Here is a 15,799-nt window from a genome sequence, read left to right as displayed (position 1 = left end):
GAAATCCTACTCATTATCGGAAGTTAGTTTCGCTTGTCTACCGATACCTCCCCGCTCACGATTGACCCGTGACACCCACCACGAACCCGCGCACCGTCGACCTCGCCTTGCTCGCGGTCGCCGTTGCGTGGGGATCGAGCTACCTCGCCGCCAAGGACGCCGTCACCGGTGACGGCGTATTCGGCTTCCTGGCAATCAGATTCGGCCTTGCCGTGATCGGCCTCGCCCTCGTCGTGGCACCGCGGCTGCGCGGGCTCGTGCGCGCCGAGGTGGCATGGGGTTCGGTGTTCGGCACGATCCTCAGCGTGATCCTGGCGCTCGAGACCTTCGGGGTCACCAAGACCTCCGCCGCCAACGCCGGTCTCATCATCTCGTTGACGATCGTCATCACGCCACTGCTCGACCGACGCGTCGGCGTCCCCCGCCTGCCGGCCACGTTCTACGGCGCCGTCGCCATGGCGGTGGCCGGCGTCGGCCTCCTGACCCAGAACGGCGGCTTTGCCGTGCCGAGCCTCGGTGACGTCCTGATGCTGCTTGCAGCCGCGGCACGTTCGGTGCACGTGATCGTGATCTCGCGGGCGTCCGCGGGCCGGGAGCTCGACCCCGCGCGGACGACACTCGTCCAATTCGTGGTCGCACTAGCGGTTTTCGTCGTTCTTTCGGTGACGACCGAACGCGGTGTGGTCGAGGTCGCCGCCCATCTGACCGCGCACTCGTGGGTCCTGGTGCTCCACTTGGCGCTGACGTGCACGGTCTTCGCGTTCGTCGTCCAGATGTGGGCCGCGCGCCGCACGTCTGCCGCCAGGGTGAGCGTGCTGCTGGGCACCGAGCCACTGTGGGCGGCCGCGATCGGAGTCATGGTGGGAGGCGATCCGGTGACGATCGTCGGCGTGGTCGGTGCCGTGCTGATCCTGGCGGGCACCTACCTGGCCAGAAACGCCGAGGGTCAGGCCGACCGGGCCGCCCACGACGCAGCCGCCGAGGCGATGACTCCTACCGCGGCGCGCAGCTCGGCGTCGAGTTCGTCGCCGACCACCGTGCCCATCGCCTCGGTCGCGCGTTCGGCCGCCGTCCCGGACGCAACGGGCTGAAACCCCGTGGCTGCCAATGCACCGAGCTCGGCGAGTTCGACCATTTCCGCGTCGATCTCCAGCCGTTGGACGTCCGCGCGCAACTGAGCGGCAGCCGTCGCGGTCGGTGCCTCGGCCGGGTGGGCCTTGAGCCGCCGCCGGACGGACCGCAACGGTTGCACCACCTCGCGATGCCAATCGCCGACGCGGTCCAGCGCGGCGACGAGCCCTGCGGCGCTGAGGCTTTCGGCACGCACCGCGCCGAGATACGCGGCGAACAACACCACGTTCACGTCGACGTCGAGGCGGTCCTGCAGGGTCAGGCACGCACCGGACACACCGTCGGCGGCGTAGACCGCCAACGCGAAGTCGTTCAGGGAGTCCGACACGCCTACTTGGCCGTGAGCATGACGTACTGGGCGGACAGCTGCTGGTGCACGTCGGCAAGCTGCGCGCTACGCGCCTCGATCGCGTACCGGCCTGCAGGCGCCACGCAGTAGAACGCCTGCGTCAGCGCGTAGCAGTGGCTGTCGGGCAGGGCCGTGACCGTGTCGGCGATCGCCATCCCGTCCGACGTCATCTCCTGGCTGAACGCGTTGGTGATCATGACCGCGGCACCGTCGTCCTTGGTCTGGTAGACGTTCGTGCTGCCCATCGCGACCTGGGTGGTTCCGGTGTCGGAGAACAGCGTCTCAGAGGCAACCGGGTTGCTCTGGAAGTGCTCCGCTCCCCTCGTCGCGTACACCGCATTCTTCGCGGCCTCGTCCACGCCGGCGGGCAGGGTCTTGGCCAACAGCCCGGTCGGGTCGAGCGGGACTGCGGCGAGGTCACCTGCGGGCACGAACTCGTCGATCGCAGGCCCCTGGGCGTCGACCGCCTTGGCCACCAGGCTCGTCGCACGGTCGACGCCGTCGACGGACTGGACGAAGTGCATGAACACGTACGGACCATGGGGTGTGAACGAACGCACGGTGGCCCTGGGCTGAGCGGTGCCGCTCGGCGTGAACGGATAGGTCGAGGCGACGGAGTCGGGATGGCCGGGGATGGTCACCACCGTCGGGGTGACGCCCTTGACGGGTTGCCTGGCCGCGGCCTCACCCATCGCGGTGCTGGCTGCCACCGCCGCCGCCGGATTCGGGAAGCGCAGCACGGCGTTCACCATCGCCTCGCGGCCGGCGTCCTGGTCGGCCGCTTCGGCCTGAATCTGCCGGGCTGAGGCGAATCCGTTGATCATCCCGGCCTGGCCCGCCGCAGTCGCCACTCCCTCTGGACCCAACTGCTTCAAGCCGTCGGCCGAATTCAGCACGTAGTAGCTGTTGAGATAGGTGCCGACGAGCTTGTCGTCGACCTCCCATGGGCCGATCACGAAGTCGGCCATGTGCTGGGCGTCGGCCACCGCCCCGGTGGCCGGATTACCCGCGACGCCGAGCGGTGGGCGCGGCGAGGTCGGGTAGGCGCCCGCGTCGAGCACCGACGGGCTGATGACGGGCCGCGGCGCCGCGGTGCTGCTCGCCGAACTGGGGCTCTGCGCTGCAGCCTGTTCGTTGCCGCCCGAGCCACCACAGCCGACGAGCATCAGCGCACATGCGCCGACGGCGCCGAACGTCGTGCCGCGTCCCATGGTGGTCCCCTGTCGTCGCCGGAAGACACCAACCTAGTTCGCCACCCCCGTCACCGCCGCCTTGGCGCCCCGAAACGCCGCGCGCCGGTTACGAAGTCAGGACGTCGAGCAGTCGCAAGTCCGATACGTACTTGCCGATGAAGTCCTGGGTCAGGTGCGGAACGTCCTGGTCCACACCGATCTTCGCGGCGCGCACGGCCGCCTGGAACGCCTCGGCCGGTGCCAGCGAACCCTGGACGGGTGCCTCGGGCCGGCGGTAGGCATGCAGCAGCGGCAGCACCGACTGCTGCCGCTGGTGCTCGGGCAAGGCGCGAAGAGCGGTCTCGAAGCGCCGGAACCACTCGTCGTAGTCGTCGATGCGGGCGATGCGACGACCCGACTCGACCAGCCAGTCGACGAACACGTCAAGCGAGATCCCGTCGTCGTGGGGGTTCATCACGTCCAGGGACCGGAACCCGGTCTTCGTCTCGGCCCCGAGTGTCGTGATCGCCTCGGCGACGAAGTCCACCGGCAGACCGTCGTAGTGCGAACGCTGCCGGTGCCCGTCGGCGTCCCTCGCGTAGAACGACGTCGGCGCCAGACCGGTGGCCAGCACGCTGAAGATCAAGCGGGTGAACATGTCTGGGACGTTGAGCTGACCCGCATAGCTGCGGTGGGCGAGGATCATGCCCGACCGGAAGACCGTCACGGGCAGGCCGCAGAGGTCGTGGGCCTCCCTGAGCAGAACCTCGCCCGCCCACTTGCTGTTGCCGTAGCCGTTGGCGTAGGAGTCGTCGACTGGGCGCTCGGCGCTGACCGTCCTGATGTCGCCGTCCTCCTCGAAGCGAGCCGGGTCGACGGTCATCGCGACCGACACGGTGGACACGTAGGCGACGGGTTTGCGCCGCGAGGTGATCGCCAGCCGGATCACCTCCGCGGTGCCGACGACGTTGGGGCCGAACAGCTGTGAGTAGGGCAGCACGTGGTTCACCAGCGCCGCCGGGTGCACGACGAGGTCCACGTTGTCCGCCAACCGCTGCCACGCACCCTCGTCGAGACCGAACCGGGGCTGGGCCACGTCACCGACGATCACCACCAGATGCTTCTCGGCGAGCCGACGGAATTGGTCGAGCAGCGCCGGGTCCTCGCCATCGAACACCGCCTCCAGGCGGGCTCGCGCCGACGGTACGTCGTCGCCGCGAACCAGGCAGACCAGCGTCCCGCCAACGCCCGACAGCCGCTGCAACCAATCCAGGGCGAGGAACTTGCCCAGGTAGCCGTTGGCTCCCGTGAGCAGGACGTTCCGCGGTTCGTCGGCCGAAACCGGCGGTAGTGCAACGGCATTGGACAGCAGATCCGCCGGCAGGAACTTGTCGAGCGTCAGATCCGAGGCACGGACCACAGTGGCGCCGACACCGTGGGCGCTGCCGAAGGTTGCACCAGCCGACTCCCCTGAGCGTTCGCGCTCCACGTACGCCGCGATGTCGGCCAGCGTCGTCGTCGGGCCGATGATCACGCCCACCGGCATCTCGACGCCGAAGACGTCCTGCAGCAGATTGGAGAACGTCAACGCCGACAACGAATCGCCGCCGAGGTCGAGGAACTTGTCCGTGGGCTCCGGTCCGCTGCCCGAGATGCCCAGCAGTGCCTGAGCGGCCTGCACGACGGAGTCGACGACGGGCTGGCTGGCGGCAGCGTCGAGCAGCGCACGCAGCTCGTCGGCCCTGGCACCGTCGAGGTCGGCGTACGTCTGCTCAAGCGCGGCGCCGTAGTGATCCTTGAGCTTGGGCCGCAACAGCTTTCCCACCCCCGACAGCAGCCCGTTGGCGGCGCTGAACGGGGTCTCCTCGACCAGGATGTCGGCGGGCAGCTCGTAGGATTGCAGCTCCGCCTCGCGCGCGGTCTGCGACAGCGTCTGCAGCAGCGCCGCCTTCAGCCCGGCGGAATCGCCGTCGAACCGCACCAGCGCATCCTCGGTCGGGACGACGACCGCCAGCAGCGCGGCGCGTTCACTGTTGCCGTAGAGGAAGATCTGGCGCACCAGGGGGGCACCGGCATAGACGGCTTCGAGGTTCGCAACCGCGACGAACTCACCCTGAGACAGCTTGATGACGTTGTTGCGCCGGTCCACGTAGACGAGGTGGTCCGGGGCGATCTCCGCCATCACGTCACCCGTGCGGTAGTACCCGTCGGCGTCGAAGACCTCCGCCGTCACCTCTGGCCGCTTGTAGTACCCGGGCGTGGCGCCGTTGCTCTTCACCAGCAGCTCGCCACGTGGATACGGCCGGTCCGTGTTGAAGTAACCGAGCTCCGGCACGTCGACGAGTTTGTAGTCGATCACCAAGGGCCGCACGATGATTCCGTCGGACGTGACGGCACCGATCTCGGTGAGCCCATAGGCGTCGGTCAGGGTGGCGTCGAGGCAGGACTCGATGAACGTCTTCATCTCCGCGGAAAGCGGTGCGGTGCTGACGAATCCGCCGACGACGCGGCCACCGAAGACGTGTTCGCGCAGTTCGGCTTTGGCGAGGGTGTCGGCCGTCGCCTCGTCGACCCCGTGGGACACCAGCCGCTCCACGCCATGCTGGTAGCGCTGGAACAGCATGTCCACCACGCGGGGCACCAGACCGACGTCGGTGGGCCGCACCAGGGACCAGTCCTCGAACAGCGTCGACAGATCGCTCTCGGGCACGAAGTAGCTCGTGCCGCCCGCCTGGAAGGCCGAGGACAGCGGGATCCGTCCGCCCAGGTGATTCAGCGGGAGGAAGTTGACGTTGACCACCGGAGCGTCCGGCGCCTTGAGCGGCAACGTCCACAGGGTGGCGACCATCTTCTCGGTCCACATGGCGCCCTTCGGCGCACCCGTGCTGCCCGAGGTGTACAGAATCATCGCGAGCCGGTCCAGGTCACCGCCGGTGTAGGGGGGCGTCTGCGGCAGGGCGCGTCCCCGCTCAGCCGCGGCGCCGAGCGTTTCCACGACGACGTCCATGCCTTCGGCGGCGAGCCGAGCCGTTGCGGCCTCGAGCCGGTCGCGGTCGTCGTCGACGTCGGCTGAGTAGTCGAAGACGACCAACCGCCGCAGCGACGGGCTGCCCAGGGCCGATTCCACCGCCAGGTCGAGGTAGGCGGCGCTGACGGCGAGGACCACAGGCTCGGTTTCGGCGAGGATCGGTTGCAGCCGCGACACCGGCGCGTTGTGCTGCAGCGGCACGGCGACCAAGCCGAGGTAGCCGCAGACGAGGTCGACAGTCAGGTAGTCCCCACTCGCGAAGCCGATGGTGGCGACGAAGTCCCCCGCTCGGACGGGCGCATCCGAGGCCTGGCTCCACGCATTCGCGACGGCGGTGACGTCGGACCACAACTCGCGGTAGGAGGTGGTGTCGAACTCGGGCCGTAGGAGGGCCACGCGACGGCCCGTCCCGGGATCGGTGACGACGGAGCGGGCCCGACTGCCGATCGCCGGCCGGTCCCCGTACCCGTCGACGAAGGTGGCGAGTACCTCGGCGAGACGCAGACCCGGCGCGCGGGCGGCCGCGACGACGTCGGGCTTCGGGGCGGCGCGCTGGATCTGCGGATCCTTCGCGAGGAGTGCGGCGGTGCGGTCGACTGCCGCGGCCTGGGGGGATACGTCGATCGTCATTGCCACCTCGCGTCTGGTGGGTCGCCTGCATGCTGACTGCGCCCCGGGTAAGTCAGACCCTACGACGCTGACTTTACCTCTGGCAAGTCAGCATGGCATCATGACACTGTGAGTTCGATGACGCTGAAGGGTGCGCTCGCCGATCGTGACGGCTGGTCGGCAGCCAATTGCACGATGGCCGCCGCCCTCGACGTCGTGGGGCGACGCGCCAGCATGCTGTTGCTGCGAGAGGCGTTCTACGGCGCCCACCGCTTCGACGAGTTCGTCCGTCGGGCTCAGGTGAGCGAACGAATCACCGCGGCGCGCCTCAAGGAGCTCGTCGACGAGGGCTTGCTCGAACGGCGGCCCTATCACGTTGCCGGACAACGGAGCCGTGAGGACTACCACCTCACGCCCAAGGGTGAGGAGCTGCTTCCGGCCCTGCTCGCCCTGATGCAGTGGGGCAATCGCTGGACGCGGTCCGATGGCGGTCGCATCGCCATGACCCATGACGACTGCGGGAGCCCGATCGTCGTCGACGTGCGTTGCGAGGACGGGCACGTCGTCACCGCCGCAGGCATCGAGGCGTCCGTGCGGCGCCGCGACCGCACGACCTGAGCCGAGCGTTTGCCGAGAGGTCACCGCTTGGCTAGGACGACGTCGACGCGTGTCCAAGAATCGCCGTTTTCAGCGGCGACCGACGATCACGGTGTCTGCCGCGCACTCGGCCGACGACGGACACGTCTGCATGACGACCCGCGAGTGCGTTTGCGTCTCCCAATCTTCGATGTGACCGGCGCGCCCGAACCCGCCTCGACACCGGCGGCCATGGCGTCATCGGCGCCGACATCCGACGACGATCCGCGCGCAGGTCGCCGCCACTCCCACCTTCACGCTGCGCCGCACCACGACTCCCGTGAACCGACGCAAACGGTCGCGTCAACCCAACGGACCTCCGCGCCGACGGGCTGGCATCGCCGCGCACATTGCCGGTCCACGGCTGCGCCCCACTAACGGAACGACCGGCCCGTTTTCAAGATCGTTTCACATGTCGTTCGCTGCAGGCCTTGCGAGAGCCGTCATCCGACAGCCGGATGCGTAGCTCTGGGCAACGTGTCCGAGGCGTCGCAGCCCACACCGAAACGCCGCTTACCAATTGGTGACGCCCTTCGGCCAGCCGGACGCATGGGCGTGGCCGCATGGCCGGCGACGACCCCACCAGCCACGCGGCACCCAGCTTCACCTGCAATTTTTGATGAAATGCCAGGTGCACGACGGTCCTGACGACACACGACTTTGAGCTCGACGGGGATGCCTTGCAGGCTTCATGCACCGCGGCGAGCCCAGCCGCACCGGCGCTCGAACTAACATCGGCTAACGATGTGAGCGCCAATTTGTCGCAAACGCAGAATCCGTCACCGTGTTTGCTTGTGGATATCGTTCGAAGGGTGCACGATTGGAACCGTCGCCCGTACACGAGTCCACTCGTGGTTCGGCGACATGGGTCGGCCCAATCCCTGCCGCCCTCCATATGAACTCAGCGAGCAGGGCATTTCGAAGGTAGGCGACCACATCAATGCGAACCCGAGCACCACGCGGTCAGAACATCCTCACGTGCGGTGGGAGCTTGAGCAGGTGATGACCCGGGTGCGACCCGAGGACCTGTCAGCGACCGAGATCGCCGCCCTCTTGGCGATATTGCGACCCGCCCATGCTCGAGTCGTCGGCGGCCCAGCCAGCCGGCCAGGACTGCGAATCCTGAGATCCGAGCACCCGGCGCCGAAGCTCGCTTAGCAGTGAGTCAACCGACACCCTGCTGAGATCACCGGTGAGCGTCGTCAGTTCCACGACACCGAGCTCGTCGCGCTCGAGGTAGCCGGCGGCAACCAACGCCTCGACCGGCGAGCGTCCGTAGGCCCGAGCCAGGGCGACGACCGCCTCAGCCCGCGGCGTAGTGGTACCGCGTTGCCAGCGAGAAATGCTGGATTGATCGATTCCCGCGGTCTCGGCGATGTCCTTTTGTGCGGCACCGCCGGTGACGGTGAGCACGTACTGCCACCACGTCGACTCCGCCATCGGGTCAATCTATCCCCTACGCCGCCCATACGACCCCCCGGCAAACGAATTGATGACGAAACTCGTTAGCTCCGTCACTTCTTTCTCTTGCAGGCACGCACGCATATCGGTATGCTGACATGCAGAAGCACTCGGCGAAAAGAGACGACACAGTGTTTGCGACACCGGTCGCGACCGCCATCAGGGATGACGCGTCACCCGCAGAAAAGCCAAGATCACGGCTCGATCGAGCCGCCCAAAGGGGAGAATTCACGTGAAGAAGAGCTCGCAGTACTCAATAGCCACAAGTATCGCCATCGCCGGCGCCGGCGCCGCACTTGCCTGCGGATCCGGTCTCGCGCAGGCTGCGCCTGTGCTAAGTCAGTCACCATCTCCGGCTATCAGCACGGGATGCCCCGTCCTGCCGGCACAGTGTGCGCCCACGGGCGACACCTTGTTCGGCGCAAGGACCCTTCTGACGACGAACCTTCCCACGTCCCCCGGGATGGCGGCTGCGTTCATCGGACCGGTTCAGTTCACCCCGCTGTATCAGGTCATCAACCTGGTCGGCTTGGTCCCGATCGTCAACATCTTCGTGCACAACGGCACCAACGGCGGAGTCGGGACCGGGGTCAACGGCGGTAACGCCGGATTGCTCTTCGGTTACGGCGGCACCGGCGGGTCGGGCGCGGTCGGTCAGGCCGGCGGCACCGGCGGCAAGGGCGGTCTGTTCTTCGGTTCGGGCGGCTCCGGCGGCACCGGTGGCCTCGGCGCAGTGGGCGGCAACGGCGGTAACGCCGGAACGTTCGTCATCTTCGGAAACGGCGGCTCGGGCGGCGCCGGTGGCGCGGGAGCGGCAGGCGGCAACGGCGGCAACGCCGGCGTCTTCGCACTACTGGGCAGCGGCGGCGCGGGTGGCGCGGGCGGCACCAGTGCGAATGGTGGCAACGGCGGCAACGCCGGACTGCTGGCCCTGTTCGGCCACGGCGGCGCGGGCGGCGTCGGCGGAGCCGGGACGGACGGCACAGCAGGGACCTCGGCGACCGGCGGCGCAGCAGCCAACGGGACCACTGGTCCGAACGGCACGACAATCGGATCGAACGGCGCGAACGGGGTCAACCCGGCACCTGCCGGCGCGGCCGGCGTAGCTGGCGCAGCTGGTGCGGCTGGAACGGTCACCGGCGGCGACGGTCTCCCCGGCAACACCGGAAATCCGGGCGGCGCGGGCGGTGCCGGCGGCGCGGTAGCGGGTACGGCACCCGTCGCCACCGGTGGTAATGGCGCGATAGGCGCCCCCGGGACCGACGGTGCCAACGGTGGCGCGGGCGGCGCAGGCGGCGCGGCGTCCACTACGGGTGTCAACGGCGTCGCGATCGGCGGCAACGGAGCCGACGGCGGCAACGGTGGAACCGGCGCGACTGACGGTGGCGCGGGAGGCAAGGGCGGCGCCGCTGTCAGCATCAGCGGCGGAGCAACGGGCGGAAGCGGCGGTGTCGGCGGCGACGGCGGAACCGGCGCGGCCGGCCAAGCTGGCGGTACGGGCAGCGCGGGCGGAGCCGGCACGGCAGGCTCCAACGGCACCACTGCAGGCGGTGCGGGAACGTCCGGAACCGCGGCAGGTACGGGCGGCAACGGCGGAAAGGGTGGTCTGTTCGGTAGCGGCGGTTCGGCTGGCAACGGCGGTACGGGCGGCAACGGTGGCAGCGGCGGAACCGGCCAGGCAGGCGGCAACGGCGGAACCGGCGGTACCGGTGCGACGGGCGGCAACGGCGGTAACGGGGCTGCCGGCGGCAACGGCGGCGCCGGTGGCGCGGGCGGCGCGGGCACGGGTGCAGGCGGAACCGGTGTGGGTGGCCAGGGCGGTGCCGGTGGATCCGGGGCCACCGGCGGCTCCGGCGGAGCTGCGGGTAGCGGCGGCGCAGGCGGAGCGGGTGGTGCCGGTGGAACGGGCGCCAGCGGTGGCGCAGGCGGCGGCGCAGGCTCGGGCGGCGGCGCGGGCACCGCGGGTAGCGGTGGCATCTTCGGCGGAACCGGGCACAGCGGAAGTACCGGTTCGAACGGTACCGCCGGCAGCACCGGAGCCACCGGAGCCACCGGTAGCACGGGCAGCACCGGAGCCACCGGAGGCGGCGGCACTGCCGGATCCAGTGGTGCAGGTGGCAACGCGGGAGCGAACGGGGCCAACGGAGCCTCTTCGTAATCACTGATGACCGCGGCGCATAGGCGCCGTGAACGCCTGGGGGCGTCGGCTACGGCCGACGTCCCCAGCCGTGTATCGACCCGTGGCTCTGGCTAGCGTGTCGACATGAACTTCTTTGCCTCACGCGTCGCGTCCACCGCTGTGGGCGTCGCGCTGGTTCTGACTGCCACCCCGGCACCGGCCACCGCCGACGTGCCGAGCCCCCTCTTCGCTCTCGTCGACGCCGCCGCGCAACGCCTTCAGATAGCCGACCCGGTGGCGGCCTCCAAGTGGACGACGGGCGGGTCGATCGAGGACCCCGCGCGTGAACAACAGGTAATCGACGCGGTGACCGCACAAGCCAGCCAGCACGGCGTCGACGACGGCTACGTGCAAAGGGTGTTCCGCGACCAGATCAGTGCAACGGTCGGCGTCGAATACGGCCGCTTCAGCGAGTGGAAGCTCGACCCCGCCACCGCTCCGACCGCCGCGCCGAACCTGTCGGAGTCTCGGACCACGATCGACGGGCTCAACCGCACTATGGTCGACGAGATTGCGGCGCAATGGAATTCACTGCACTCGCCCAGTTGCCTCGCCGATCTAGAGGCCGCCAGAAACGCCGTGGTCGGCGCCAGGGGCTTGGACCCGCTGTACCAGCGCGGGCTGATGTTTGCGACCGGGTCCTACTGCCAGTGAACCGTCCGATATCGGTGCGGTGAACGGTGCGTTGACCTCGGGCGACGGCGCATATCACGGTCGTCGACCGATTAGGCGTTCGGGGTGGCGACGGTCTACTGTTGCCCGCGGTCCGTCGTCCGACACAGGAAATCTCTCATGCCTCTTCAGCCCACCTTGCGGCGCGCACACACCCCTTTCGGCTCTCGTAGGCAGCACCACATCGCGCCTCGGGTCAACTGCCCCACCGTCGGACAGAGCTTCGACATCGAGATCGGCCGCGAGTTCGACGGCTGGTTGATCCAGATTCCCGAGATCGGCGGCGTGACGCGCGCGCGTCGGCGTGCGACGGTCGAGCTGGCCGCGCGGGAGTGCATCGCGGCGCTGACCGGCATTCCGATCGGCTACGTGTCCGTCTTCGTCACCCGCGAGAGCGTCGGCGCCGAGTAGTTCTCTTCCCGACCGCTCGTCACGTTCGTAGGACCATCAGTCTTCCGAGGGTGGTGGTTGCGGTTCGAATGGTGTGTACCACCACCATTCGGCGCGTTCCCCCAACGGGCCGCGGCACGGTTTCACCGATGGTCGGGGTTGAGTCGGTGGCCGCGCTAGCGATCCCGGGTGGAGGGTCTTGCCGTCGGCGTCGGTCACGACCAGCTGCCCGGCGGGGCCGGTGATGGTGATGCCCCCACTGTGATGCAGGCGGTGATGGAACGGGCACAGCAACACCAGGTTGTCGAGTTCGGTGGTGCCGCCGTCCTCCCAATGCTTGATGTGGTGGGCGTGTAGTCCGCGGGTCGCCCCGCAGCCGGGGACCACGCAGCAGCGGTCGCGGTGTTCGAGCGCGCGGCGCAGGCGGCGGCTGATCTGGCGGGTCGCCCGCCCGGAGCCGATCACCTGGCCGTGGCGTTCCAACCACACCTCGCAGTCCGCCTCACACATCAGATACCGACGGTCCTCCTCCGACAGGAACGACCCCAAATGAAGAGCAGCATTGCGGCTTTCGACGTCCAGATGCACGACCACGGTGGTGTGCTGCCCATGCGGGCGACGTACCACGTCACTGTCCCACCCGGCCTCCACCACACTCATCAACGCATCCACGGCGTTGGGGAACGGCGGCACCTGCACCGACGGGCCCTCGGGGTTCTCCCCGTGCCGAGCCCCGCCGTAGACCTCCCCGTACGCGCCGCCGGATTCGATATCGGATTCGATATCGCCGTCGTCGCCGGCGTGGTCACGCTTCCACTCCGCCACCAACGCATCACGATGAGAATCCATGGCGGCGTCGAATTTCGCGGCCTCCAGCTTCGGCAGCGTGATCCGATACGTCGTATGTGTCTCGCCGACAGTCTTTCTGACCGACCGCTCCGGTTCGGGCTTGCGGTCCGGTTTGGGACGGGGCTCCAGCTTGATCGCCATCCGCAGCTGGGTCACCGTGGCCACCGACGCCAACTGGGCGTAGTGCTCGTCGGAACCGACGCCAACTGGGCGTAGTGCTCGTCGGAACCCTTGCCAGCCCGCTCGGCAATGACAGCGACCTGATCCAACGACAACTGGCCCTCGCGCATCATCGCCGCACACCGCGGAAACTCGTCAAGACGGCGCGCCGCGGTCACGATCGTCTCCGCGCTATGCGGGCTGACGCCCAACTTCCAGGCCACCAACGCCGGCACCGACCGGCAGCCGGTCGCACCCCAGATCCCGTCACCCTCGATCTCCGCGGCGATCTCCACCAACCGGCTGTCGATCGCATTGCGCTGCCCAGCGAGTTCTTCCATCTCGGAGAACAACACGTCCAAGCGCTCCTTCGAGCTCAAAGACGCTGTCGCCGTGGACATGACACCATCATAGAAGCGGGGTCCGACAAGAAACCCGCGTCAGACCCGCGTCACCCGATTCGCCGTCGCGACGGCGTAGGCATGCATGGGCAACGCCAGCCCCGAAGCCAACCCCGCGATGATCAGCGCCGCCACCGCCCCGTCCGAAGCCAACGCCGTCAGGAGATCGGGTGTCGGCGCGTACGCGAATCTCACCAGTCCGCTGAGCATCCTGAACACGTAGACGCCCGGCACGAGCGCCACCACGGACGCAAAGCCGATGGCTGCGAACGGCATTCGCAGATGGTGCGCGATCGGCACCAAGAGGATGCCCGCAATCAGGGCGGACACGAACGCCGCGGTCGCGACGTCGACGTGCCACATCGCGAGCGCGAACCAGTGGGCGGCGTGCACCAGCATTCCGACCGCCACCGGCCACACGATCATCCGGTAGGGCATCGAGAAGAAGATCGGGTAGGAGCCCGCCGCGACACCCGCCGCCAGAACGTCGACGCCGACAGGCACCGGTGCGCCCGCCTGGCCAACCGCGATGTCGAGATCGCCGACGGCGAGCCCGAGAATGAGCCCGGTGGCGACCGCCGTCAGGACCAGCGCCGCGAAGCCAAGACGCGCCATGCCCAAGGACACCCGCAGTGACAGTAAGTCCAACGCGCCGTTGAGGATATGGGGACCTGGCACCAAGACCATCGCCGGGCAGAGGACCACGAGACCGGTGGCGTCGGCCACGTGCAGACGATCGGCGACGACACCGACGAGGCCCGCGATGAGCGCCGCGACGAACGCCTGGGTGAGCGCCTCGCCGTGCAGTTTCGCGACACCTCGCCGGGCGAGCCCGCCCAGTGCCGCACTGAGGGCGGCGACCAGCACCACGGTCGGATGCTGCGCCCCGAAGATCACCGCGAGGGCGCCCGCCCCGGTGGCACAGGCGAGGCTGAAGATCAGCGTGTTGGAAATGGGTTGTTTTCTGGCCGAAGCTAATTCGTCACGTACGGTACCGGCGTCGAGCGGACCGTCCTGGGCGCGGTCCACGACTGTCATCGTCGCGGCGACCCGCCTCATGTTCAGGCCGGTCGGTGAACCAGCGGCGACGCGAACCGCGCCGCGTGGGCCGACGAGCTGAAGCGACGGCCACGTGGGGACCAGCGTGCCCGTCGTACCGAGCCCCTCGTTCAACCGGTCGACGGCGGCCAGCGTCATCCCGGTGGACTGGCCGCTGGCGTACAGCACCGCCGCCGCGTCGAGCACGAGGCCCGGTGCGGGGTCCGTCGCATCGGCCCCGTCGGTCTGCATCAAGCGCCGCCCACCCCGTCACCGACCATGCTCTTCGGGTCCACGACCGAGTCGAACTGCTCGTCGGTCACGTGCCCGGACGCCACCGCGGCCTCGCGCAGGGTCGTGCCCTTGGCCAACGCGTCCTCGGCGATGTGCGCGGCGTTCTGGTAGCCGATGACGGGGCTGAGCGCGGTGACCAACATCAGGCTCTCGTCGACGTACTTGGTGATTCGCTCGTTGTTGAGAGTCGTTCCCTTGACCGAGAATTCGAGGAACTTCGCGCATCCGTCGCCCAGGATGCGGGCGGAGTGCAGGAAGTTGTTGATGATGACGGGCCGCATCGCGTTCAGCTCGAAGTTGCCCTGCGAGCCGGCCAGCGCCACCGCGGTGTCGTTGCCGATGACCTGGATGGAGATCATCACCAGCGCCTCGCACTGCGTGGGGTTGACCTTGCCGGGCATGATCGACGACCCGGGTTCGTTGGCGGGGAGTTGCAGTTCGCCGAGTCCGCAGCGCGGGCCGGACGCGAGCCAGCGCATGTCGTTGGCGATCTTCATCAGTGCGACGGCGAGACCGCGCAGCGCGGCGTGCGCACGGACCATCGCGTCCAACGATCCCAGGGCGGCGAACTTGTTTGGCGCCGTGACGTATTCCGCTCCCGTCAGGCTGGCGAGTTCGGCGGCGACGTCGACGCTGAACCCCGCCGGGGCGTTGAGGCCGGTGCCCACGGCCGTGCCGCCGACGGCCAACTCGAGCAGGCCCTCCCTGGCGTGGCGCAGTTCGGCGATGCAGGCGTCGAGCTGCGCCGCGTAGCCCGACCACTCTTGACCGACTGTCAGGGGCACCGCGTCTTCGAGATGGGTGCGGCCGATCTTGACGACGTCGGACCATTGCGTTGCCTTGTCGGCGATTTCGCGACTGAGCGCCTCGACGCTGGGAATCAGCCGGTCGTCGAGTTCGGTGACGGCTGCGACGTGCATCGCGGTGGGGAACGTGTCGTTGCTGCTCTGCCCCATGTTGACGTGGTCGTTGGGGCCGACGGGCTGCTGACTGCCGAGCTCACCACCCAGGAGTTGAATTGCCCTGTTGGACAACACTTCGTTGACGTTCATGTTGCTCTGGGTGCCCGAGCCGGTCTGCCAGACGAAGAGCGGGAACTCGTCGTCGAGCGTGCCGGCGATCGCCTCTTCGGCGGCCTGCACGATGACCTTGGACCGCCAATCCTCCAGTCGGCCGGCCCGCTCGTTGACCAGGGCGCAGGCCTTCTTCACCTGACCGTAGGCGCGGTACACCTCGATCGGCATGTGGTCGTTGCCGATCGAGAAGTGGATCAGGGAACGCTGCGTCTGCGCGCCCCAATAGCGGTCGGCGGGGACGTCCACGGAGCCGAGGCTGTCGAACTCGCTGCGCATCCCGGTGGCGTCGAGGCCGACCGGTACCTGGGTGTAGGTCGGGACGACCTCGGGGGTGGGGTTCTGCATGACGTTCTCC

Annotated in this window: 10 protein-coding genes and 2 pseudogenes; 5 read left to right on the top strand and 7 right to left on the bottom strand. The window is 68.5% G+C overall.

All coding sequences use genetic code 11. The features are described from left to right. Positions 1 to 68 precede the first annotated feature (68 nt). Positions 69 to 917: pseudogene (locus tag ASD37_RS24255) on the top strand (DMT family transporter); the annotation flags it as partial. A gap of 29 nt (positions 918 to 946) precedes the next feature. Here the strand turns inward: ASD37_RS24255 and ASD37_RS32405 are convergent. The 3 genes from ASD37_RS32405 to car form a co-directional block, all read right to left on the bottom strand. After that, complete coding sequence (locus ASD37_RS32405) at positions 947 to 1,459, bottom strand: TIGR02444 family protein (RefSeq protein WP_056557730.1); 513 nt, start codon at positions 1,457 to 1,459, stop codon at positions 947 to 949. A 2-nt stretch (positions 1,460 to 1,461) separates the two neighbouring features. After that, the gene (locus ASD37_RS24245; protein WP_056557727.1) at positions 1,462 to 2,691 is read right to left on the bottom strand and encodes a hypothetical protein; all 1,230 of its coding nucleotides are present in this window, start codon (positions 2,689 to 2,691) and stop codon (positions 1,462 to 1,464) included. Positions 2,692 to 2,779: 88 nt separating this feature from the next. After that, the gene (gene car, locus ASD37_RS24240) at positions 2,780 to 6,310 is read right to left on the bottom strand and encodes a carboxylic acid reductase (RefSeq protein ID WP_056557725.1); all 3,531 of its coding nucleotides are present in this window, start codon (positions 6,308 to 6,310) and stop codon (positions 2,780 to 2,782) included. Positions 6,311 to 6,427: 117 nt separating this feature from the next. Between car and ASD37_RS24235 the strand changes: the two genes are divergently transcribed. After that, complete coding sequence (locus tag ASD37_RS24235) at positions 6,428 to 6,907, top strand: helix-turn-helix domain-containing protein (protein WP_056557723.1); 480 nt, start codon at positions 6,428 to 6,430, stop codon at positions 6,905 to 6,907. A 1,047-nt stretch (positions 6,908 to 7,954) separates the two neighbouring features. Here the strand turns inward: ASD37_RS24235 and ASD37_RS24230 are convergent. Further along, complete coding sequence (locus ASD37_RS24230; RefSeq protein ID WP_056557721.1) at positions 7,955 to 8,365, bottom strand: helix-turn-helix domain-containing protein; 411 nt, start codon at positions 8,363 to 8,365, stop codon at positions 7,955 to 7,957. A 484-nt stretch (positions 8,366 to 8,849) separates the two neighbouring features. Between ASD37_RS24230 and ASD37_RS32560 the strand changes: the two genes are divergently transcribed. The 3 genes from ASD37_RS32560 to ASD37_RS24215 all read left to right on the top strand — a co-directional run bounded on the left by ASD37_RS32560 (position 8,850) and on the right by ASD37_RS24215 (position 11,648). Beyond that, positions 8,850 to 10,544, top strand: a complete 1,695-nt coding sequence (locus tag ASD37_RS32560) for a PGRS repeat-containing protein (RefSeq protein WP_056557719.1) — start codon at positions 8,850 to 8,852, stop codon at positions 10,542 to 10,544. Between the two features lie 105 nt (positions 10,545 to 10,649). Beyond that, positions 10,650 to 11,219, top strand: coding sequence for a chorismate mutase (locus ASD37_RS24220; RefSeq protein WP_056557717.1), 570 nt, complete (start codon positions 10,650 to 10,652; stop codon positions 11,217 to 11,219). A gap of 201 nt (positions 11,220 to 11,420) precedes the next feature. Next, positions 11,421 to 11,648, top strand: coding sequence for a hypothetical protein (locus ASD37_RS24215; RefSeq protein ID WP_056558225.1), 228 nt, complete (start codon positions 11,421 to 11,423; stop codon positions 11,646 to 11,648). Between the two features lie 36 nt (positions 11,649 to 11,684). Here ASD37_RS24215 and ASD37_RS24210 read toward each other — a convergent pair. The 3 genes and pseudogenes from ASD37_RS24210 to fumC form a co-directional block, all read right to left on the bottom strand. Then, positions 11,685 to 13,036 (bottom strand): annotated as a pseudogene (locus ASD37_RS24210) (HNH endonuclease signature motif containing protein). Between the two features lie 39 nt (positions 13,037 to 13,075). Next, positions 13,076 to 14,326: a threonine/serine exporter family protein gene (locus ASD37_RS24205; RefSeq protein ID WP_056557715.1), complete on the bottom strand. Its 1,251-nt coding sequence runs from the start codon at positions 14,324 to 14,326 to the stop codon at positions 13,076 to 13,078. After that, positions 14,326 to 15,789 carry a class II fumarate hydratase gene (fumC, locus tag ASD37_RS24200; RefSeq protein WP_056557713.1) on the bottom strand — a complete coding sequence of 488 codons (1,464 nt, stop codon included), beginning with the start codon at positions 15,787 to 15,789 and terminating at the stop codon, positions 14,326 to 14,328. Before fumC ends, ASD37_RS24205 begins: the two co-directional genes overlap by 1 nt. Positions 15,790 to 15,799: the final 10 nt, after the last annotated feature.

Origin of the sequence: Mycobacterium sp. Root135 (genome assembly GCF_001426545.1) — a bacterium.
GTDB lineage: Bacteria > Actinomycetota > Actinomycetes > Mycobacteriales > Mycobacteriaceae > Mycobacterium.
Note: the sequence above shows the minus strand (reverse complement) of the source record. Positions and strands in the feature narration are given on the sequence as shown.

What these genes read in the sequence shown, in the direction of transcription:
- ASD37_RS24245 (WP_056557727.1), bottom strand. Translation starts at nt 2,691, where the DNA reads ATGGGACGCGGCACGACGTTCGGCGCCGTCGGCGCATGTGCGCTGATG.
- car (WP_056557725.1), bottom strand. Translation starts at nt 6,310, where the DNA reads ATGACGATCGACGTATCCCCCCAGGCCGCGGCAGTCGACCGCACCGCC.
- ASD37_RS24235 (WP_056557723.1), top strand. Translation starts at nt 6,428, where the DNA reads ATGACGCTGAAGGGTGCGCTCGCCGATCGTGACGGCTGGTCGGCAGCC.
- ASD37_RS24230 (WP_056557721.1), bottom strand. Translation starts at nt 8,365, where the DNA reads ATGGCGGAGTCGACGTGGTGGCAGTACGTGCTCACCGTCACCGGCGGT.
- ASD37_RS32560 (WP_056557719.1), top strand. Translation starts at nt 8,850, where the DNA reads ATGGCGGCTGCGTTCATCGGACCGGTTCAGTTCACCCCGCTGTATCAG.
- ASD37_RS24220 (WP_056557717.1), top strand. Translation starts at nt 10,650, where the DNA reads ATGAACTTCTTTGCCTCACGCGTCGCGTCCACCGCTGTGGGCGTCGCG.
- ASD37_RS24205 (WP_056557715.1), bottom strand. Translation starts at nt 14,326, where the DNA reads ATGCAGACCGACGGGGCCGATGCGACGGACCCCGCACCGGGCCTCGTG.
- fumC (WP_056557713.1), bottom strand. Translation starts at nt 15,789, where the DNA reads ATGCAGAACCCCACCCCCGAGGTCGTCCCGACCTACACCCAGGTACCG.